The sequence below is a fragment of the Nonomuraea aurantiaca genome (genome assembly GCF_020215705.1).
GTDB lineage: Bacteria > Actinomycetota > Actinomycetes > Streptosporangiales > Streptosporangiaceae > Nonomuraea > Nonomuraea aurantiaca.
Genome location: NZ_JAIWNB010000008.1, coordinates 86,732 through 106,102 on the forward strand (window position 1 = coordinate 86,732; position 19,371 = coordinate 106,102).

The window sequence follows — 19,371 nt, forward strand, 5'->3', positions numbered from 1 at the left end:
TTGCCTTGACGGAGGAATGTGACGATGAATATGGGGACGACGGATATGGGGACGCCGAGCGGCGAAGAGTTTCTGGCCGGCCGGTTCGAGGAGCACCGCTCCCATCTGAGGGCCGTGGCCTACCGGATGCTCGGGTCGCTGAGTGAGGCCGAGGACGCCGTACAGGAGGGGTGGATACGGCTCAGCCGCAGCGACACCAGCGAGGTGGACAACCTCGGCGGGTGGCTGACCACGGTGGTGGCCCGGGTGTGCCTGACCATGTTGAGCTCGCGCGAGCGGCGGCGTGAGGATTCCCTGGAGGCGCGCCTGCCCGACCCCGTCGTGAGCCCCGCCGAGGGCGTCGATCCCGAGCATGAGGCGCTGGTGGCCGACTCGGTCGGGCTGGCGTTGCTGGTGGTGCTGGAGTCGCTCGAGCCGGCCGAGCGGCTGGCGTTCGTGCTGCACGACATGTTCGCGGTGCCCTTCGAGGAGATCGCGCCGATCGTGGGGCGTACCTCGGCCGCGGCCAGGCAGCTGGCCAGCCGGGCCCGCCGCCGCGTGCGGGGCACGGCCCCGGTGCCCGATCCGGATCTGGGCCGTCAGCGCGAGGCCGTCGACGCCTTCCTGGCCGCCGCGCGCGAGGGGGACTTCGAGGCGCTCCTGCGGGTGCTCGACCCGGATGTCGTGATCCGCGCCGAACGCGGCGCCGCGGGGGGCGTGCTGGTGGCGCGCGGGTCGGCGGTGGTGGCCAGGCAGGCGGTCATGTTCCGGCCGGTCGGCTCCGTGGGGCATCCGGTGCTGGTCAACGGGGCCGCCGGAGTCGTCGCCACCGTCGGCGGGCGGGTGGTCTCGCTGATCGCCTTCACCGTCAGCGGCGGCCTGATCGCCGAGGTCATCGTCCTCACCGACCCCGAGCGGATGGCCCGGCTCGACCCGATGTCGGCGACGGGCTGACCCATCGCGCCCGGCGCGTTTGCCGGTGGCGCCTGAGCCGGGTGCGGATAACGTTGGCGTGATGGCCCCCACCCCGACCCCGCCCCCGGACCCCGGCGGCACGCCGCAGGAGGCGCCCGACGCGCCCGGCATCAGGGCGTTCCTGACCTTCGTCCTGCTGGCCGCGGGCGCGATCTGGGAGACCGTCGACGGCTCGCTGCGGCCAGGCTGGCTGTCGTGGACGGGTCTGGCCGCCATGTCCGCCCTGTACACCCTGACAGTGGTCATGGCTTTCCGGCGCCGCGCGGTGCCCGCCCGGCTCGCGCTGGCGGGGCTGGCGGCCGTGGTCTTCGGGTGGGCGATCGTGCTGGGCCATGGCTGGTACTACCTGTTCCCGCTGCTCGGGGTGGCGTGCGGCGTCACCCTGCGCGGCAGGGCGGTGCGGGTCGCCACGGCGGCGCTGCCCCTCGGCACGGCGCTGGTGGTGTGGGCCGGCGGCGGCACCCTGGAGTCGATCCTGGCGTTCTCGTGGGGGACCCTCAGCGCGGGCCTGGTCGTGGCCGTCATCCTGCACCTGCACATGGTCATCGGCGAGCTGAACCAGACCCGGCAGCGCCTGGCCGAGGCGGCCGTCGCCGAGGAGCGGCTGCGTTTCTCCCGCGATCTGCACGACCTGCTCGGGCACACCCTGTCGGTCATCGTGGTCAAGGCCGAGGCCGTACGGCGGCTGGCCCGCCGCGATCCCGGCCAGGCCGAACGCCAGGCCGCCGACATCGAGGCCGTCGGCCGCCAGGCACTGACCGAGGTACGCGAGGCGGTCACCGGCTACCGGGCGGGCGGCCTGGCCGACGAGCTCTCCCGCGCCCGCGACGCCCTGGCGGCCGCCGGGGTGCGGGCCCGCATCCGCCGCACCGGGCCGCCACCGGCCGCGCGGGCCGAGACGCTGCTGGGCTGGGTGGTACGCGAGGGCGTGACCAACATCATCAGGCACAGCGGCGCCACCGAGGCCGAGATCGACCTGACCGGCCTGACCCTGACGATCCGCGACAACGGCAGCGACGGCCCTCACCCCACAGAGAGCGGCACCGGCGGAGCCGGCGAGAGCGGCAGCGGGCTGCGCGGCCTGGCCGAACGGCTCGGTCAGGCGGGCGGCAGCGTCGAGGCGGGCCCCCACCCGGGCGGCGGTTTCCAGCTCACCGCCACCCTCCCGCCCGGCGTTTAGGGGCGCGGCCGGAAGGTCCGGACCGGCACGTGGCGCGAGAGCGGCTCACAGTTCGGCACAATTGCCGCTGTGAGAGTCGACTTGCTGGGACCGTTCGAGATCCGAAACCGCGATGGGGCCGTGGTGGAGGTTCCTGGGATCCGGCTGCGCGCGCTGCTGGCCGCGCTCGCCCTCGAACCTGGCCGGATCGTCACGCGTGCCCGGCTGGTGGACTGGATCTGGGGCGAACAGCCGCCCGCCGACGAGGTGAACGCCTTGCAGGCGCTGGTGTCCAGGCTGCGCAGGGTGTTGCCGGAGGGCGTGATCGAGGCGGACTCCGGCGGGTACCGCCTGGCTGTGACCCCTGACGCCGTGGATGTGGCCCGGTTCGAGCAGCTGGTCGCTCAGGCCCGTGCCGCCGAGCCCGCGCCGCGGGCGGATCTGCTGCGCTCGGCCTTGGCCCTGTGGCGCGGCACGGCCATGGCCGACCTCGCGCTGCAGGGCAGCGATACGTTCGACGCCGCGGTCGCGCGTCTGGACGAACTCTACGTCGCCGCGCTCGGGGACCGGGTGGATGCCGACATTCGCCTCGGCCGCGGCTCGGAGCTGGTCTCGGAGCTGACCGAGCTGGTCGCCACGTACCCGCTGCGAGAGGGGTTCGTGGCCGCCTTGATGCGAGCCCTCGCCGAGGCGGGGCGCGGGAGCGAGGCGTTGACGATCTACCAGCGCACGCGCGAGCGGCTCGCCGAGGAGCTGGGCGTCGATCCGTCGGCCAAGCTCTCCGCGCTGCACACCGCGCTGCTGCGGGGCGAGCTGGGCGAGCGGGCGGACAACCACAAGACGAACCTGCGCGCCGAGCTGACGAGTTTCGTCGGCAAGAAGAACGACCTCTCCGCGGTCGCCGCCCTGGCCGTCAAGCACCGGCTGATCACCTTGACCGGGGCGGGCGGCTCCGGCAAGACGCGGCTGGCCACCGAGACCGCGCGGACGATGCTCGCCGACCTGCCGGACGGGGCATGGCTGGTCGAACTGGCCTCGGTAGGGGAAGGCGGTGACCTGGCCCAGGCCGCCCTCACCGCGATCGGCCTGCGCGACCAGGCGTTGCTCACCGGCGGGCGGGGCGGGGAACCGATGGACCGGCTCATCGCCGCGGTCCGCGAGCGCACGATCTTGTTCATCCTGGACAACTGCGAGCACGTGATCGAGGCGGCCGCGGCTTTCGCCGACCGGCTCCTGGGGGAGTGCCGCAGGCTGCGGATCATGGCCACGAGCAGGGAACCGCTCGGTATCACCGGGGAGGTGCTGTGGCAGGTCGAGCCGCTCGCGCTGCCCGCCGGCGGAGCCGACCCCGCCGAGGCCGCCTCCTCACCGGCGGTGCGGCTGCTGCGCGACCGCGCGGACCTGGTGCGCAAGGACATCGGCTCCGACGCCGCCAGCTTGTCGGCCATGGCGCGCATCTGCCGGGCGCTCGACGGGATGCCGCTGGCGATCGAGCTGGCCGCGGCCCGGCTGCGCACCATGTCCGTCGAGCAGCTGGCACGCCGGCTCGATGACCGCTTCCGGCTGCTGACCAGCGGCAGCCGTACGGTGCTCGCCCGGCACAAGACGCTGCGCGCGGTCGTGGACTGGAGCTGGGACCTGCTGACCGAGACCGAACGCGGCGTGCTGCGACGGCTGTCGGTGTTCGCCGGCGGGGTGAGCCTGGAAGCGGCCGAACGCGTGTGCGAGCAGGAGGCGTCGGCCGGGGAGCAGGTGTTCGACGTGCTGGCCGCGTTGATGGACAAGTCGCTGCTGCTCGCCGACGGCCAGGACGCGCCGCGCTACCGGATGCTCAACACCATCAGGGAGTACGCGGCACAGCGGCTCGCCGAAGCCGGGGACAGCGAGCAGGCCCGCCGGGCGCACCTCGCGTACTTCACCGAGCTGGCCGAGACGGCCGAGCCGCACCTGCGCCGGGGCGAGCAGGTGGAGTGGCTGTCCAGGCTCGGGGCCGAGCACGACAACATCGGTACGGCCCTGCGCGGGGCGATCGCCGAGGGATGGGCTCAGGAGGCGATGCGGCTGGTCGCGGCCGCGGGCTGGTATTGGTACCTCAGCGGGCACCGGGCCGAGGGCGCCGAGCTGAGCATCGCGGCGGCCTCGCTGGAGGGTGAGGTGTCCGATGAGGTGCGGGCGCTGGCCTACCTCAACGTGACGATCTTCGTGACGGCCGGGGTCAGCGGCGATCAGTATCAGGCACGGGAGTGGATCCAGGAGGCGCACCGGCTGGCCCGGCGCAGCGGGTCTCGCCACCCGCTGCTGGGGTTCGTCGAGCTGCTGGAGCGGATGCTGCAGGGCCCGGCGGCGTTCATGCCCGCCTTCGAGCCGCTCATCGCCGGCGCCGATCCGTGGGTGCGCGCGCAGGCCAGGCTCACGCGTGGCCGGCTCCGGCTCACGCTCGGCGGCGACGAGACCGACGTGGACCTCGACGCCGAGATCGCCCTGGCCGAGTTCCGTACGCTGGGTGACCGGATGGGGATCTCGCTCGCGCTGACCTTCCTGGCCGATCGGCTCGCCATGCGCGGCGAGTTCGCGCGCGCGTGTGAGCACTACGAAGAGGCCGCTGTGGCGCTGACCGAGATAGGCGCGAGCGAGGACGTGGTCGGCCTGCGGGCGCGGCAGGCTCAGCTGTACTGGCTGCTGGGCGAGGAGCGATCCAGCGCCTCGGCCATGGCCGAGGCGCAGCGGTGCGCGAGCGGGATCGCCTGGCCGGACGCGCTGGCCGAGCTGGCGCTGGCGCAGGCGCAGCTGGCGCGCCTGCGCGGCGAGCCGGAGCAGGCACGCGAGCACCTGGCCACGGTGCGGGCGGTGCTGGGCGAGGGGGGCATGGCCGACTCCGTCCGTGCTCCCACCATGGACCTGTACGGCTATCTCACCGAGGATCTGGACAAGGCGCGCGCGTGCCGGGCCGAGGCGTTGCGCGCGGCCACGGCCGTGGAGCACGCCCATGCGCCCACGATCGCCAATGTGCTGATCGGGATCGCCGACCTCGCGCTGCGCCAGGGACACCACGAGCAGGCCGTACGGCTGCTCGGGGCAAGCGACGCTGTGCGCGGCACGACGGACCGCTCGCAGCCGGACGCGGCCAGGATCGCCGCGACCACGCGCGATCGCCTCGGCGAAGGCGTGTTCGCCGAGGCGGTGCGGGCCGGGCAGCGGCAGGACTGGCGGGAGCTGGCCGCCATCACGCTCGCTTCGTGAACGTCGCCCGCGCCCACAGGTAGCCGACCAGCGACAGCCCGAGGCACCAGGCGATTGCCGTGATGGCCGTGCCGGTCGACGGCGCGCCGGTCAGGAACCCGCGCAGGGCTTCGATGATCGAGGTGAACGGCTGGTACTCGGCGAATTCCCGCGCGCCCGGCCCCATCGTGTCGGCCGGTACGAACGCGCTGCTCAAGAAGGGAAGGAGCATCAGCGGGACGCCGAAGATGCCCGCGCTCTCGGGTGACTTCGCGGCCAGTCCGGCCGCGACGGTCAGCCAGCCGATCGCCAGTACCGTCAACGCGATGACGGCGATCGCGCCGAGCCACTGCGGGAAGCTCGCCGACGGCCGGAATCCCATCAGCAGCGCGACCCCGATGATGATCGCGATGGCCACCAGGGTCCGCAGCATGATCTCGAACACGTGCGCGTTCAGCACCGCGGCCCGTGACACGTGCATGACGCGCAGCCGGTTGATGAATCCGGTCGTCATATCGGAATTCACCGCGGTCGCGGTGGGGCCGATGCCGTAGCCGATGGTCATGATGATCAACCCTGGCGTCGCGTAGTCGACGTAGTTGCCACCGACGCTGAACGCGCCGCCGAGTACGTAGACCATGAGGAACACCACGAAGATCGGCACGATGACGGCGTTGAACAGGGCCAGCGGATTGCGCATCGTGTGCCGGAAGTTGCGGCGCACCATGGTCCGGGAATCGGCCAGGGAAGCGGAGATGGCGTTCATCGTGCGCTGTCCTCCTTGTTTCCGTGACCGGTGAGGGCGAGGAAGACGTCGTCCAGATCGGGTGTGTGCACCGACAATTCCTCGACTTCTATGGAATGGGCGTCGAGCCGATCGATCAGCGCGCGCAGTGACCGCACCCCGCCATCGCCGGGCACGCGCAAGGTCAGCTCGTCGTCGTCGCCGGTGGACTCGGGCAGGACCCGCGCCGCGGCGTCGAGTGCGCGCCGATCGGTGAACCGCAGCCGGACGTGGCTGCCGGGAATGCGGCGCTTGAGCTCATCGGCGGTGCCCTCGGCGACCAGCCGGCCCTGATCGAGTACGGCGATACGGTCGGCGAGCTGGTCGGCCTCCTCGAGATACTGGGTGGTGAGGAAGATGGTCGTACCCTCGGCGACCAGTTCCCGGATGATCTCCCACATGGTGCGGCGGCTGCGGGGATCGAGTCCCGTCGTGGGCTCGTCCAGGAAGATGATCTGCGGGTCACCGACCAGCGTCATGGCGAGGTCCAGCTTGCGGCGCATGCCGCCGGAGTAGGACACCGCCAGTTTGCCCGCCGCTTCGGCCAGCTCGAACCTCTCCAGCAGCCGGCCGGCGATGCGTCTGCCCTCCGCCTTGGGCAGGTGCAGGAGGTCGGCCATCATCAGCAGGTTCTCCTCGCCGGTGAGCAGGTCGTCCACCGAGGCGAACTGCCCGGTGACCCCGATCGCCGCGCGTACCGCCTTGGTCTGCGTGGCCACGTCGTGCCCGGCGACGATCACCTTCCCGGCGTCGGGGGTCAGCAGTGTGGTCAGCACGTTCACCGTCGTGGTCTTGCCGGCGCCGTTGGGCCCGAGCAGGGCGAAGATCGTGCCGGTCCGGACGTTCAGGTCGATGCCGTCGAGCACGGTCTTGTCTTTGTATGCCTTGCGCAGCCCCGAGGCCGCAATGGCTGAACCGTTCATGGGGTCCACCCTCGCCGAGCGCTCTGATATCGGGCCGTTGCCGTCCTGACGTGGCCGCTGACACCGCATCGGACCTGACCGCCGCCGACCGGCCCGCGCGCTCGCCGCCGGCCGTGCCGTGTCAGCGGCCGTGTCAGCACGGCGACGGCCCGATATCAGAGCGGTCGGAGAGAGTGGCTGCCATGGAACACACCCTCACCGCGATGCCGACCGAGCGTCAGCCCGGCTGTCCCTTCGACCCGCCCAAGGAGCTGATCGAGGCCCGCGAGCAGAGCCCGATCAGCCGCTTCCCCTTCCCCGACGGGCATCAGGGCTGGCTGGTCACCGGCTACGACCTGCTCCGGTCGGTCCTGGCCGACCCGCGGTTCAGCTCCCGCAAGGAGTTCATGAGCCACCACCCGACCATCGACTACGGCGATATCCAGGTGCCTCCGGCCCCGCCCGGCGAGTTCCTGCTCATGGACGAGCCGCAGCACAGCCGCTACCGCAAGCCGCTGGTGGGCAAGTTCACCGTGCGCCGGATGCGGCTGCTCACCGAGCGCGTCGAGCAGGTCACCGCCGAGCACCTGGACGCGATGGAGAAGGCCGGGCCGACGGCGGACCTGGTGACCGCGTTCGCCAAGCCCATCCCCGCGATCGTCATCTGCGAGCTGCTGGGCGTGCCGTACGAGGATCGAGGCTCCTTCCAGGACAACATCGACAAGTTCCTCGGCGGAGAGGTCGGCGACGAGGAACTGTTCGCCGCCTACACCGCGACCCAGGCCTACCTCGCCGAGCTGGTCGCCGCCAAGCGCGCCCATCCCACCGACGACGTGCTCAGCGACCTGCTCGACAGCGATCTGACCGACGAGGAGCTGCAGGGCATGGCCCTGATCCTGCTGTCGGCCGGGTTCGACACCACCGCCAACATGCTGGCTCTGGGCACCTTCGCGCTGCTGCGGAACCCCGAGCAGCTCGCCGCGCTGCGCGCCGACCCCGCACTCACCGAGCAGGCCGTGGAGGAGCTGCTGCGGTATCTGAGCGTGGCCAAGCAGTTCTACAGGGTCGCGCTGGAGGACGTCGAGCTGGGCGGCCACACCATCACGGCCGGCACCACCGTCATCCTGTCCCTCAACACCGCCAACCGCGACCCCGAGCGCTTCCCCGATCCCCACGTGCTCGACCTGCGCCGGCAGAACGGCGGGCACCTGGCCTTCAGCCACGGCATCCACCAGTGCCTGGGCCAGCAGCTGGCCCGCGTCGAGATGCGGGTCGCCTTCCCCGCGCTGCTCAACCGCTTCCCCACGCTGCGCCTGGCCGTACCGGCCGAAGAGGTCGCCCTGCGCCCGGAGGCCGCCGACATCTACGGCGTGAAGAGCCTTCCGGTCACCTGGGACGTGTGACCGCCGGCCATCATCGGCGGTTCGATCCCGAACGCGGCCCCGACGCTGCCACAAATCAGGTGTGATGACCGTTTTGTGGCTATGAGTTGCACGGTTCGTGAACGATAACGCCGCGACCGCTTCATACCGTGAAGTGACGGAAAGGCGGACAGGGATCATCAGAGCGGCTCTGTTCGTCGCCCTGACCTTGGCCGCCTCTGCCGTCGGCTTGACCGGGACCGCGATGCTCACCCGCGACGAAACGCCGCGAAATCTGCCGATCACCGCGTCGATCACCGCGTCGATCTCCGGCTCCGGCTCCAGCGCGCAGAAAGGCGCGATGGACGCCTGGCGTGCCGACTTCCACGGGCTCCACCCCGACCTGCGGGTGGACTACAACGCCAACGGCTCGGGCGCCGGCATCCGCGACTTCGTCACGGGCGTCACCGCGTTCGCCGGCTCCGACGTCGCGATGCGACCCGGCGAACAACTGCTGGCCGACAGACGCTGCCGCAGCCGCGCGGTGCACCTGCCCATGGTGGTGGGCCCCATCGCCCTTCCGACGACTCCGGCACCACCTACAACTTCACCGCCTATCTCAAGGCGGCGGGCCGCTGGCCGTACGAGCCGTCCAGGAAGTTCGCCGTCACCGGGCAGGGCGTGAGCGGCTCGGCGGGCATCACCAAGGCCATCAGCCGCACCGAGGGCTCCATCGGGTATGTGGAGTACGCCTTCGCCAGCGACGCCGGCCAGTCCTACCTCTCCCTGTACGGCTACGCCCCCCTCCCGCACGACCTCCTGGCCAAGGTACGCGCCCGGCTCGGCGTCACCACCTGAACGAGCTGGCGGGAACCCCCCGCCGCCCGCCGGTGTAGGAAAGACGTGAGCACCATCACCAGACGCCAAGCCCTGGCGCTCGGCGCGGCGGCCGCCGTCTCGGCCTGCGCCACCACCCAGCCGCCCCCCAAGGCGGCGCCCCCCGCCCCGCGCGGCAGGCTGCTCGCCGAGACCGCCGACGGGCTGTCGCTGGTCGAGCTGCCCACCGGCGCAGTGACGGCCACCTACCCCGGCGCGGTGCCCGGCCCCCGCTGGCAGCGCCTCTACCAGCTCGACCACGACCGGCTGCGCACCTACGACGCCACCACGGGCCACCTCGTCGAGCAGGCCGACGCTCCCGGCGAGCGGATCAAGGCCGTCTCCGACCGGGTCGTCGCCCTCGGCCCCGAGCCCGGCCCGCGCAGCCGCACCACCATCACCCTGACCGGCGCCGACGGCAACCGGACGCTTCACCTCGACGGCAACATCGAACCCGAGGCGTTCTCCGGGGACGGCCAGGTCATGTACGTCCTGGACCACCTGCCGCCCGAACATCCCGACCGCTACCGCGTCCGCATGTACGACCTGGCCGCCGGCCGGATGACGCCGCTGCTGACCCGCACCAAGCAGCCCGTGCCGCTGTCGAAGGAGGAGGAGATGCGCGGCAAGGGCCGCCAGGCCGTACACGACCCCGACCTGGCCACCCTCTACACCCTCTACACCCGCCAGGACGAACACCTGCACACCCGCGACCTGATCGCCGGCCACGACCTGAGCCCCGGCGTGCACGCCTTCGTCCACGTGCTCAGCCTGGACCAGCGCTGGGCCTACTGCCTGGACCTGCCCGAACCGTTCGGCCTCGGCCCGCCGCCGGCCCACACGATGGCGCTGGACACCCAGACCCGGCGGCTGTACGTCTTCGACGCCTCCACCGGCCGGATCGTGCTCGCCTCCACCGACGACCTGCGGATCAAGCGCAGCGCCCTGCTGGGCCGGCTGCCCGACGGCGAGGCGTACGCGCTGGCGGCCGATGGCCGCGCCTATCTGGCGGCGGGCAAGCGGCTGCTGTCGGCCGACGGCGAGACCCTGGCCCCCGCCGGCGCATGGGACCTGCCAGGCCAGGCCCACGGCCTGGCCTGGCTGAACGGCGAACTGCTGGCCGGCGCGGGGGAGCAGGTCCTGCGCCTGCAGCCGCGCACCGGCGCGCGGCTGGGCGCCATCACCCTGCCCGGCCTGCGTGAGGTACGGCACGCCGAGCCGTCGTACGGCTGACCGCGGCGGCGAAGGCGGAGATGACCGGATGCGGGCGGCTGCCGTCGCCCGACAGCTCCGGCTGGAACAACGTGGCCAGGTAGAACGGGTGGCCGGGCAGCTCGGCCACCCGCACCATGCCGTCGTCGGCGTGCCCGGAGAAGACCAGCCCGTGCTCGACGAGCTTGTGCTGGTAGGCGTCGTTGAGGCCGTAGGAGCAGCTGTAGGCCTCCATGGTGAGGGGTGAGCCGATGATCTGCTCGATCAGCGAGCCGGGCCTCAGCCGTACCAGGCCCTCGTGGCCGGCCAGGGAGCACTCCAGCGGCAGCAGCAGGAACTCACGCGCGTCCGGCTCGTTCTCGGCGTGTGCCACGTCGAGCCCGCACACGCCACGCGCGTACTCCAGCAGCATGTGCTGAAAGCCGCCGCAGGTGCCCAGCACGGGGATGCCGCGCTCGCGCGCGGTGCGCGCGGCGCTGATCACGCCTTCCTCACTGAGGTACGGGCTGCCGGGCACGATCCAGATGCCGTCGAAGCGTTCGAGGGCGTCGTCGTGGGCGTCGGTGGAGGGGATCCAGTACGGGTCGAGCGCGATGCCGTCACGCTCACGCAGCGCCTGGATGATCAGCGGGATGCGGGCGTGCGCGCGCACGCTGGGCGAGCGGTCTCCGACCAGGGCGATTTTCATGCCTCCATGGTGCGGCGAACCACCGCTTAAGCACCAACGATGATGTCTGCACATGCTATAAGAAACACTGATGGACCCTCATCTGCTGCGCACGTTCGTGACCGTCACCGAGGCGGGCTCCTTCTCGGCGGCGGCCGAGCAGCTCGGCTACACCCAGTCGGCCATCTCCCAGCAGATCGCCGCGCTGGAGAGCGACCTGGGCCTGCCGCTGCTGCACCGCCGCCCGGTCGCGCCCACCGAGGCGGGCCTGCGCCTGCTGGAGCACGCCGGGCCGCTGCTGCTGCGCATCCGCGCCGCGCGGGCCGACGTGCTGCGCACCGCCGCACTGCCCGCCCACCGCCTGACCCTGGCCGCCACACCCCTGGCGCTCAACTCGGTCCTGGCCTTACGACTGGCGGCGGCGCGGGCGGCGCAGCCGCGGCTGCGGGTGACGGTACGCACCTGCGGCAGGGACGAGGTGGCCAGGCAGGTGGCGGACGGCAGAGCCGAGGCGGGCCTGACCGACGGGATCACCGCGCCGAACGACCCGCTGCGCCTGCCCGAGGTCGGCCCGATGACCACGGTGGGCGTGGCCGAGGAGGGCCTGGTCGTGGCGCTGCCCGTCGACCACCCCCTGGCGGGCCGGGCGGGGCTGCGGCTGGCCGACCTGGTCGACGCGCACTGGCTGCAGACGACGTTGTGCCCGCTGGAGCGGCTGCGCGACCTGATGGGCGACGGCTTTCGGCCCGCGCTCGACTACACCGGCGAGGACGTGCACACCGTGCTCAACCTGGTCGCCGCCGGCCACGGCCTGACGCTGCTGCCCGCCTCCGCCGGCCACGGTGTGCCGCTGGTGGCTCCCCGGCTGGTGCACCGCGTCGAACTGCTGCACGCCACCCTGCCGCCGGGCCCCGCCGCCGAGTTGGCGGCGCGCCTGTCACCGTGACAGCGATCTGTGCGCGAGCTTCGTCTCCAGCATGCGGTGACGGCCACCGTCGGCCGCCTGCAGCAGCGACTTGTCCAGCAGGGCCGCCACCAGGTCGAGCGTGCCGCCCAGGTGCTCGGCCGCGGCCAGGTCGAACCCGCCCGCGAACACCACCAAGGCACACCTCCCGCACCATGGCCTGATCCAGCACCAGCCCCGCGGCGGCTGCGGGCACGGACCCGCCCGCTCGGCCGCCTCACAGGAGGACGGCCTCGAGCGGGCGGACGGTCCAGGCGGCCTCGGGCGGACCGAACGAGCTGGAGCGTCCGCCCGCGCGGTCACCGGAAGCGGCTACGGAAAGCGGTCAGGCGTGCCAGTCCGTCACGCCGCCCGGGACGGGCGCCTGCGGGTCGTAGGGCTCGCGGGTGAAGATGAAGGTGTTGAGGTCGAGGTGGTCGGCCCCCACCCGCAGCGTCTCCCCGGCGTAGTAGCCGTCGAGCCCCAGCCAGGTCCCGTCGCCCTGCGGCACGAACCGGGAGGCCCGCCCTGCCCCGCCCACCGGCGTCAGCGCCAGGCCGCCGTCGGGCAGGAGCCGCAGCGCGTACGGCTTGGGCCCCCAGTGCCACAGCCCGGTCGCCGCCAGCAGGGCGGGGTCGGCGGGGGAGGGGCGCCACTGCTGCGGCAGGCGGGGTTCGTGTTCGTCGAGGATGTCCAGCAGGTCGGTGGGCAGGCTGTAGCTGAGGCCGCTGGTGGTGTTGGCCAGGAACAGCACGCCCACCTGGTCGGCCGGGTCGGCCCACACGGTGGCCAGGAAGCCGGGCATGGACCCGGTGTGACCGGCCAGGCGGCGTCCGGCGTGCCGGGTCAGCTGCAGGCCGAGCCCGTAGCCGGAGGTCCAGGCGTCGCCGTCGTCGACGGTGGCGGGCTCACGCATCTCGGCCACGGTGGCGGGCGACAGCACGCCGCCAGTGTCCCCGGCGACGAACGCCGCCCAGCGGGCCAGGTCGGCGGTCGTGGACCACAGCTGGCCGGCGGGCCCCATGGCGGCGGCGTCGTGTTCGGGCTCGGCCAGCACCACATCGGCCCACGGGTGGACGGCGTAGCCGGTGGCGTGCGGGGCGCGCGGCCGCTCGGTGGTGGCCGACAGGCCCAGCGGCTGCAGGACCTCCTGCTGGACGGCGCGCAACCAGGGCATGCCGCGCAGCCGGGTGATCAGCTCGCCGAGCAGGCCGTAGCCGACGTTGGAGTAGTGATAGCGGCGGCCGGGCCGGTGCTTGGCGTGCTGCGGGCCGAGCAGGGCGAGCAGTTCGCCGGTCGGCAGGCCGGGGGTGCGTTCCCACCAGGCGGTGGGCGGTTCGGCGGTCAGGCCGCCGGTGTGGGAGAGCAGCTGGGCGATGCTCACCTCACCGAACGGGGTGCCGGGCAGGTGCTTGGCCAGGGGGTCGAGCAGGTCGAGGCGGCCTTCGTCACGCAGCCGCATGACGACGACGGCGACCATGCTCTTGGTGATCGAGCCGAGCCGGTATTGGGTGTCGGCGGTAGGGGGCACCCCGCCGTCGGCGCCGGTGAAGCCGCGAGCGCCGAACCAGGCCAGCCTCCCCTCCCGTACGATCGCGGCCGTCAGCGACGGCACCCTGCACTCGGCCTGTTCGACGGCCAGCCTGCGCAGCAGCGCCCGCGCCGTCGTCTCACTCACCCGACTCATGGGCGCCAAGCCTAGTGCTCAGATGGGCACCAGTTCCGGCCCGATCAGCTCGCCCTGGTGGGGTTGCGGGTGGGCCTGGTCGTGGTAGTAGTGGCCGGCGTACCAGACGACGACGTTGGTGGCGTCGATGCTCTCGCTGTTGAGGAAGCGCCCGATGGCGGCCCGGTCGCGCGGGCCGGGGTTGCCGTCGTCGATCTCGGCCGCATGGTGGCGCAGGAACCACAGGTCGGACACCCCGTAGGCGTCGGCGGTGTCGTCGAAGGGCCCGGGGTGGAGCTGGTAGCCGCGCCCTGAGGACTTGTCGCGTACCTGCCAGTAGCGGCCGGGGGCGCGCCGGCGGGTGGTCTCGCGGACGATCGGCACCGGCTCGGGGACGATCGGCCCCTGGTCGATCTGCTCGACGATGTCGTTGGCCGAGCCTTCGATGTCGAAGTCGAAGCGCCAGTAGGCGTGGTGGCGGTGCACCATGCAGGTCATCGGGTTGGCGGTGGCGGCGAAGCCGAAGCGGGGCCTGATGGTGCCGTCGTCGCCGAGCCGCCAGTCGCTGGCGTAGCGGTACCAGCCGGCCTGCAGCTCGCTGACGATGCGCAGCTCCTCGCCGTCGTGGTGGAAGGCGACGCCCTGGAAGCCGCCGGCGTCGGTGTCGGGCCGTTCCAGGATGGTACGCGGCGGGCTGTCGCACAGCCGCCAGCCCCATCCGACCGGGTCGGTGCCGGTGGCCGAGAAGCGGGTCTCGGAGGAGGCGTCGTCGCGGAAGGTGGTGCCCTGCTCGTATTCGACGTTCAGGACGGGTACGTGCGCCTGGCGCAGCACCAGCCGGCCCCGGTAGCGCACCTCGCGCAACTCCACGCCCGATCCGGCGCCCGGGTTCTGCGGGGCCGAGGCGCGCGGCCGGACGACCAGCAGGTTCCACAGCTCGGTGTCGCCCCGCAGGACGCGTACTCGCACCTGGTCGGGACCGCCGTGGTCGGCCAGGGGGTTGACGCCTTCGGGCACGGTGTGCTCGCAGTCGTGGTGCATGCGCACGTCGATGCCCGCCGGGGTCCAGTCGACGGTACGGGCGGCGGTGTCGACGGCGACGATGCGGTGCCGTACCCCGGTGGGCTCCTCAGGGGTGTGGATGCCGAGGGTGGGGCGGCGCACGGTGGTGCCGTCGGGGTTCTCCAGGTCGGCCAGGGGCGGCATGGGCCGGTAGACGGTCACGTTGTCGCCCGCCGGGAAGTGGGGATCGGCGCGCAGCACGTCGGCGGCCGCGAGCAGTTCGTCGTGGCTGGGCGGCGGCCGGTGGGCGCTGGGCCGGATCTCGGCGTGTTCGGGCCGGTCGAGAGTGCCGCGCAACTCCACGGCGCGGTTGCCCGCCGGGTCGAAGACGGTGGCGCGGAAGGGGGCGTTCTCGCCCGGGTCGTGACCGAGCGCCGGAGCCTGGCCGATGATCAGCCCGTCGGCGTCGGCGACCTCCAGCGCGGCCAGGACGCCGGGGTGGGCGGTCACGGCCTGGCGCAGTTGCCCGGCGCTCAGCCCGGCGCGGGGGACCGCTTCGATGGTGAGGCGTACGTCGTCGCTCATGCATGGCTTCCTACAGGGCGGCGGGCGCGGCTGGAAGGCCCAGATGTTCTCACGGGCGTACAGCATGAGTCCGGCCCCGGTCGGCGAGCGACCGGGGCCGGATGAGGTGGGAGGTCAGTCGGCGCAGATGGCGAAGACGCTGATGCCGACGTCGTTGTAGCCGATCTGGCGGCCCAGGGCGATCCAGCCGCGCCCGTCATCGGTGGGGAAGGAGCCGACGAGGATCGCCCCGTTGCCGCGGGCCTCGGCGCCTCCGCCCAGGACCTTCTTGGCGCCGGGGCAGTAGAGGGTACGGCGCTGGAAGTTGGGCACGTTCGCGTTGGGCAGGGTCACCAGCTGGTATCCGGGCGGCAGCGCGGAGGCGTGGTGGGGCTGGACGGCGGGTGCGGTGGTGGCGTTGGCTGCGGTGACGACGGTGGCTGTGGCCACGCACGCACCGGCGAGGAGGACGGCCAGGGCGAGGGACTTCTTGTGCATCGCTCTCCTTACGTTGTTCCCCGGACCACCCCGCTCCGGTCTGCGGGCAGCACGAACCCGCCGCCGAAGTGGGGTGATCCAGGGAGCCAGGGCCTACACGAAGAGTATCCATACCACTACGTTGAGTGTCGATGGGTAATCATGTTCGAGACCCATACCGGTCGACATGCAGGCATATACCTGCATGTCGGCGATGACCTGATGTTACGCTCAAAGTGATCACTCCTCTGCGAAAGAAGGCCGCCCATGAGTGACCTACAGTTCCCGCTCACCCTGCGCGTCACCGTCAGCGGCGCGACACCGGACGAGCTCAGGGAGAAGGCCAGAACCCAGGCCCTGGCCTTCTTCGGCCCCGACGCCGAACTGGACGTCATCAGCGCGGAAGCCGAGTCCGACCCGAAGCGCGGAGCCGGCTACCAGGCCGTCGTCGTCTTCCGGCGCGTCGCCTTATGAGCGCGGCAGGTGCGCATCCACGGTCAAGCCATCGCCAACAGCGATAGCAGCGGAATAAATAATATTCGCATCGAGACCAAAGGCCGTCGTTCGACATCACCACCACCCCCGCAAGAAATACACATCAAATGTTTCATGTTCCGGAAAAAGCGGCCCGGCCGCCGCTCAATAAATCTTGATGCGCATCTTGACTGCTGCCGCGCGCACCATGTCACGATGGAAGAGCAAGCGAGAGACACACAATGGGGGTGGTCTCGTGCTCAAAGAAATATTCGTTACCGGGGCCCTGGCGGTAACCGCCTTCGTCCCTTCTGCGGCCGCACTGGCCCAGCCTGACAAGGCCCACGCTCTCGGCAACACCACCGCATCCACCTCGCTGACCCACTGCACTTCGACAAGCACCGGCAAGCCGTGCAAATGGCTGGAGGGGAAGTACAAGAAGTGCCTGTGGTGCAAGTCGAAGAAGGGCGGATACACGCGCAGTTACTGCGAGGACAAGAACATGGGCTCTTCAGGAAAGACGCCCGAGAAACCGAAGCAGCAAGAGGGGATCCTGTGCAAGGGAGACCTCGACGAGGCCGGCACCTCCTGCACCAGGTGCGTCAACCTCAAGACCGGAAAGATATTCTCCACCACCTGTAAGGGAGAAAAGCCCGGAGACCCGGCTCCCTAGTTCCCGTCCCCGAACAGGATCCCTGGGCATAGGCGTCGCGACGTGCGGCCCCTATGCCCCCACGGGCACAAGGCCACCCGCCCTTTGCTCTATTCTTGGGCCGGAGAGCACCCAGGGACAGGGAGAGACTTGTTCGGTGAAGCAAGGTCCAGCCAATCTCCCCGCCGCCCATCTCGACGCCGTCCTCGAACGCTTCACTTACGGCCCCGATGAGGAGACCGGCTACACGATCGCGCGGGTGGCGACCGAGCGGTCGGGCGCCGAGCTGCTGACCGTGGTGGGCCCGCTGCTGGGCGCGCAGGTGGGCGAGTCGCTGCGGCTGAGCGGCCGCTGGACCTCCCACCCCAAGTACGGCAAGCAGTTCGAGGTCTGGTCCTACACCACCGTGCTGCCGGCCACCATCCAGGGCATCCGCCGCTACCTGGGCTCCGGCCTGATCAAGGGAATCGGCCCGAAGATGGCCGAAAGGATCGTCGACCACTTCGGCACCGACACCCTCGAGGTGATCGAGCAGGCGCCCGAACGGCTGGTCGAGGTGGCGGGCCTGGGCCCCAAGCGGACCAAGCTGATCGCCGCCGCCTGGGAGGAACAGAAGATCATCAAAGAGGTGATGATCTTCCTGCAGGGTGTCGGCGTGTCCACCTCGATCGCGGTGCGCATCTTCAAGCAGTACGGCGAGGGCTCCATCTCCGTCGTCAAGAGCCGCCCGTACCAGCTGGCCGACGACGTGTGGGGCATCGGCTTCAAGACCGCCGACACCATCGCCCAGGCGGTCGGCATCCCGCACGACAGCCCCGAGCGCGTCAAGGCCGGGCTGCGCTACACCCTGTCCCAGGCGGCCGACGACGGCCACTGCTACCTGCCCGCGCCCAACCTGATCGGCGACGCGGTCAAGATCCTGGAGGTGCCCGCCGACCTGGTCGCCGGCTGCCTGGAGGAGCTGGTCGCCGAGGAGGGCGTGGTACGCGAGCAGATCCCGGCCGGCGACACCATCGTGCCGGCGGTCTACCTGGTGCCCTTCCACCGGGCCGAACTGTCGCTGGCCTCGGCGCTGCTGTCGCTGCTGCGCGGCGGCCATGACCGGCTGGCCGCCTTCGCCGAGGTCGACTGGGAACGGGCCGAGCAGTGGCTGCGCGGCCAGAGCGGCGCCGAGCTGGCCGCCGAGCAGCGCCAGGCCGTACGGCTGGCGCTGACGGAGAAGGTCGCGGTGCTGACCGGCGGGCCGGGCTGCGGCAAGAGCTTCACCGTGCGCTCCATCGTGACGCTGGCCCGCGCCAAAGGGGCCAAGGTGATCCTGGCCGCCCCCACGGGCCGGGCCGCCAAGAGGCTCGCCGAGCTGACCGGCCATGAGGCGACCACCGTTCACCGGCTGCTGCAGCTGCGGCCCGGCGGCGATGCCACCTTCGACCGCGACAACCCCCTGGACGCCGACCTGGTCGTCATCGACGAGGCCTCCATGCTCGACCTGCTGCTGGCCAACAAGCTCGTCAAGGCCATCGCCCCCGGCACGCACCTGCTGTTCGTGGGGGATGTGGACCAGCTGCCCTCGGTCGGCGCCGGTGAGGTGCTGAAGGACCTGCTGGGCGCCGCCGACATCCCCCGCGTACGGCTGACGCAGATCTTCCGCCAGGCGCAGGAGTCGGGCGTGGTGGTCAACGCCCACCGCGTCAACACCGGCCTGCACCCCAAGCTGGAGGGGATGACGGACTTCTTCCTGTTCCCGTGCGAGGAGCCGGAGGAGATCGCGGCGCTCACGGTCGACGTGGTGGCCCGGCGCATCCCGCGCAAGTTCGGCCTCAACGCCCGCCGCGACGTACAGGTGCTGGCCCCCATGCACCGCGGCGCCGCCGGGGCCGGCGCGCTCAACATCGCGCTGCAGGAGGCCCTGACCCCCTCGCGCGAGGACCTGCCCGAACGCCGCTACGGCGGGCGCGTCTTCCGCGTCGGCGACAAGGTCACCCAGCTGCGCAACAACTACGAAAAAGGCGCGGCGGGGGTGTTCAACGGCACCGTCGGCATCGTCGTCGACATCCGGCCCGACGAGCAGAAGCTGATCGTCTCCACCGATGAGGACGAGCAGGTCGACTACGCCTTCGACGAGCTGGACGAGCTGGCCCACGCCTACGCCGTCTCCATCCACCGCTCCCAGGGCAGCGAGTACCCGGCCGTGGTCATCCCCCTGGCCACCAGCGCCTGGATGATGCTGCAGCGCAACCTGCTCTACACCGCGATCACCCGCGCCAAGCGGCTGGTCGTCATCGTCGGGTCCCGGCGCGCGCTGGCGCAGGCCGTACGGACCAAGGGGGCCGGGCGGCGCCACACCAGCCTGACCCACCGCCTGGCCAAGCACTGAGGATTTCGCCTCACTACTCCTGTTGCGCCCGGCTGACCTGGGGTTCCCAGCAACAAGTGATTTAAATGTTACCGAACTATCCCAA

General features: G+C 71.5%; 18 protein-coding genes. 11 read left to right on the forward strand and 7 right to left on the reverse strand.

The features are described 5' to 3' along the window. Positions 1–30: 30 nt before the first annotated feature. The 3 genes from LDL49_RS20510 to LDL49_RS20520 all read left to right on the forward strand — a co-directional run bounded on the left by LDL49_RS20510 (position 31) and on the right by LDL49_RS20520 (position 5,353). The gene (locus tag LDL49_RS20510; protein ID WP_225292710.1) at positions 31–933 is read left to right on the forward strand and encodes a sigma-70 family RNA polymerase sigma factor; all 903 of its coding nucleotides are present in this window, start codon (positions 31–33) and stop codon (positions 931–933) included. 61 nt (positions 934–994) lie between these two features. Further along, positions 995–2,134 (forward strand): sensor histidine kinase, encoded by a 1,140-nt coding sequence (locus tag LDL49_RS20515; RefSeq protein ID WP_225292711.1) that lies wholly within the window; start codon positions 995–997, stop codon positions 2,132–2,134. Positions 2,135–2,203: 69 nt separating this feature from the next. Beyond that, on the forward strand, positions 2,204–5,353 hold the full coding sequence (locus LDL49_RS20520; protein WP_225292712.1) for an AfsR/SARP family transcriptional regulator: 3,150 nt from the start codon (positions 2,204–2,206) through the stop codon (positions 5,351–5,353). On the opposite strand, the gene LDL49_RS20525 is transcribed toward LDL49_RS20520, so the two are convergent. Both LDL49_RS20525 and LDL49_RS20530 read right to left on the reverse strand, forming a co-directional pair. Beyond that, a complete protein-coding gene (locus tag LDL49_RS20525; RefSeq protein WP_225292713.1) occupies positions 5,337–6,098 on the reverse strand; it encodes an ABC transporter permease in 762 nt (253 codons plus the stop codon). The genes LDL49_RS20520 and LDL49_RS20525 overlap by 17 nt on opposite strands. Next, positions 6,095–7,039, reverse strand: coding sequence for an ATP-binding cassette domain-containing protein (locus LDL49_RS20530; protein ID WP_225292714.1), 945 nt, complete (start codon positions 7,037–7,039; stop codon positions 6,095–6,097). Before LDL49_RS20530 ends, LDL49_RS20525 begins: the two co-directional genes overlap by 4 nt. A gap of 182 nt (positions 7,040–7,221) precedes the next feature. Between LDL49_RS20530 and LDL49_RS20535 the strand changes: the two genes are divergently transcribed. The 4 genes from LDL49_RS20535 (at position 7,222) to LDL49_RS20550 (ending at position 10,488) form a co-directional block, all read left to right on the forward strand. After that, on the forward strand, positions 7,222–8,421 hold the full coding sequence (locus LDL49_RS20535) for a cytochrome P450 (protein WP_225292715.1): 1,200 nt from the start codon (positions 7,222–7,224) through the stop codon (positions 8,419–8,421). A 133-nt stretch (positions 8,422–8,554) separates the two neighbouring features. Continuing rightward, a complete protein-coding gene (locus LDL49_RS59215) occupies positions 8,555–9,064 on the forward strand; it encodes a substrate-binding domain-containing protein (RefSeq protein ID WP_372470383.1) in 510 nt (169 codons plus the stop codon). Continuing rightward, positions 9,061–9,237, forward strand: a complete 177-nt coding sequence (locus LDL49_RS59220) for a hypothetical protein (RefSeq protein ID WP_372470385.1) — start codon at positions 9,061–9,063, stop codon at positions 9,235–9,237. Before LDL49_RS59215 ends, LDL49_RS59220 begins: the two co-directional genes overlap by 4 nt. Positions 9,238–9,282: 45 nt before the next feature. Next, positions 9,283–10,488, forward strand: coding sequence for a YncE family protein (locus LDL49_RS20550; protein WP_225292716.1), 1,206 nt, complete (start codon positions 9,283–9,285; stop codon positions 10,486–10,488). Here LDL49_RS20550 and LDL49_RS20555 read toward each other — a convergent pair. Then, the gene (locus LDL49_RS20555) at positions 10,436–11,155 is read right to left on the reverse strand and encodes a CTP synthase C-terminal region-related (seleno)protein (RefSeq protein WP_263655301.1); all 720 of its coding nucleotides are present in this window, start codon (positions 11,153–11,155) and stop codon (positions 10,436–10,438) included. The two genes, LDL49_RS20550 and LDL49_RS20555, sit on opposite strands and share 53 nt — an antisense overlap. 70 nt (positions 11,156–11,225) lie before the next feature. Here LDL49_RS20555 and LDL49_RS20560 point away from each other — a divergent pair, with 70 nt between their 5' ends. Further along, positions 11,226–12,080 carry a LysR family transcriptional regulator gene (locus tag LDL49_RS20560; RefSeq protein ID WP_225292718.1) on the forward strand — a complete coding sequence of 285 codons (855 nt, stop codon included), beginning with the start codon at positions 11,226–11,228 and terminating at the stop codon, positions 12,078–12,080. Here LDL49_RS20560 and LDL49_RS20565 read toward each other — a convergent pair. The 4 genes from LDL49_RS20565 to LDL49_RS20580 form a co-directional block, all read right to left on the reverse strand. After that, positions 12,072–12,236 (reverse strand): hypothetical protein, encoded by a 165-nt coding sequence (locus LDL49_RS20565; RefSeq protein ID WP_225292719.1) that lies wholly within the window; start codon positions 12,234–12,236, stop codon positions 12,072–12,074. The genes LDL49_RS20560 and LDL49_RS20565 overlap by 9 nt on opposite strands. Before the next feature lie 187 nt (positions 12,237–12,423). Beyond that, positions 12,424–13,764, reverse strand: a complete 1,341-nt coding sequence (locus tag LDL49_RS20570; RefSeq protein WP_225292720.1) for a serine hydrolase domain-containing protein — start codon at positions 13,762–13,764, stop codon at positions 12,424–12,426. A gap of 18 nt (positions 13,765–13,782) precedes the next feature. After that, positions 13,783–15,330, reverse strand: coding sequence for a hypothetical protein (locus LDL49_RS20575; RefSeq protein WP_225292721.1), 1,548 nt, complete (start codon positions 15,328–15,330; stop codon positions 13,783–13,785). A gap of 114 nt (positions 15,331–15,444) precedes the next feature. After that, complete coding sequence (locus tag LDL49_RS20580) at positions 15,445–15,807, reverse strand: hypothetical protein (protein WP_225292722.1); 363 nt, start codon at positions 15,805–15,807, stop codon at positions 15,445–15,447. Positions 15,808–16,053: 246 nt separating this feature from the next. Here LDL49_RS20580 and LDL49_RS20585 point away from each other — a divergent pair, with 246 nt between their 5' ends. The 3 genes from LDL49_RS20585 (at position 16,054) to recD2 (ending at position 19,286) form a co-directional block, all read left to right on the forward strand. Further along, the gene (locus tag LDL49_RS20585; protein ID WP_225292723.1) at positions 16,054–16,260 is read left to right on the forward strand and encodes a hypothetical protein; all 207 of its coding nucleotides are present in this window, start codon (positions 16,054–16,056) and stop codon (positions 16,258–16,260) included. 256 nt (positions 16,261–16,516) lie between these two features. Continuing rightward, positions 16,517–16,933 (forward strand): hypothetical protein, encoded by a 417-nt coding sequence (locus tag LDL49_RS20590; RefSeq protein WP_225292724.1) that lies wholly within the window; start codon positions 16,517–16,519, stop codon positions 16,931–16,933. A gap of 136 nt (positions 16,934–17,069) precedes the next feature. Then, complete coding sequence (gene recD2, locus LDL49_RS20595; protein WP_225292725.1) at positions 17,070–19,286, forward strand: SF1B family DNA helicase RecD2; 2,217 nt, start codon at positions 17,070–17,072, stop codon at positions 19,284–19,286. Positions 19,287–19,371: the final 85 nt, after the last annotated feature.

Coding starts and splice junctions, on each gene's coding strand:
- LDL49_RS20580 (WP_225292722.1), bottom strand. CDS start 15,807: ATGCACAAGAAGTCCCTCGCCCTGGCCGTCCTCCTCGCCGGTGCGTGC.
- LDL49_RS20575 (WP_225292721.1), bottom strand. CDS start 15,330: ATGAGCGACGACGTACGCCTCACCATCGAAGCGGTCCCCCGCGCCGGG.
- LDL49_RS20515 (WP_225292711.1), top strand. CDS start 995: ATGGCCCCCACCCCGACCCCGCCCCCGGACCCCGGCGGCACGCCGCAG.
- LDL49_RS20570 (WP_225292720.1), bottom strand. CDS start 13,764: ATGAGTCGGGTGAGTGAGACGACGGCGCGGGCGCTGCTGCGCAGGCTG.
- LDL49_RS20555 (WP_263655301.1), bottom strand. CDS start 11,155: ATGAAAATCGCCCTGGTCGGAGACCGCTCGCCCAGCGTGCGCGCGCAC.
- LDL49_RS20535 (WP_225292715.1), top strand. CDS start 7,222: ATGGAACACACCCTCACCGCGATGCCGACCGAGCGTCAGCCCGGCTGT.
- LDL49_RS20585 (WP_225292723.1), top strand. CDS start 16,054: ATGAGTGACCTACAGTTCCCGCTCACCCTGCGCGTCACCGTCAGCGGC.
- LDL49_RS20510 (WP_225292710.1), top strand. CDS start 31: ATGGGGACGACGGATATGGGGACGCCGAGCGGCGAAGAGTTTCTGGCC.
- LDL49_RS20530 (WP_225292714.1), bottom strand. CDS start 7,039: ATGAACGGTTCAGCCATTGCGGCCTCGGGGCTGCGCAAGGCATACAAA.
- LDL49_RS20560 (WP_225292718.1), top strand. CDS start 11,226: ATGGACCCTCATCTGCTGCGCACGTTCGTGACCGTCACCGAGGCGGGC.
- LDL49_RS20525 (WP_225292713.1), bottom strand. CDS start 6,098: ATGAACGCCATCTCCGCTTCCCTGGCCGATTCCCGGACCATGGTGCGC.